1 protein-coding gene is annotated in these 351 nt (G+C 31.6%); it reads right to left on the minus strand.

Features of this window, described 5'->3' with window-relative positions; genetic code table 11:
• On the minus strand, positions 1-351 hold a 351-nt coding region (locus tag LIR34_RS17705), incomplete at both ends, for an RNA polymerase sigma factor (RefSeq protein WP_173903432.1).

Here is a 351-nt window from a genome sequence, read left to right on the forward strand (position 1 = left end):
TCCTTTTTCTTTATATCCTCTTCCACATAATCCTTTATTGTATTTTCCAGTTTTTCCACTTCACCACAAATATCCATCATATGTGTATCTGCTCTTCTTGAAGCATTTTTCTTTCTGAAATTATCCAATGCTAAATTTCTAGTTATTTTTCCAAGAAAGGCAGCTAATTTTGTTGGCGTTTTGGGCGGAATCTTATTCCACGTTATCAGCCACGTATCATTTACGCATTCTTCTGAATCTTCTGTGTTATATAAAATATTCCATGCAATCTTAAAGCAAAATTTTTCGTACTTTACTTCTACCTGGCGAATTGCATCTTCTGATCTTTCTAAAAATAAATTTATAATATGT

It is taken from the genome of Blautia sp. MSK17_66, assembly GCF_020538025.1.
Taxonomy (GTDB): Bacteria; Bacillota; Clostridia; order Lachnospirales; family Lachnospiraceae; genus Blautia_A.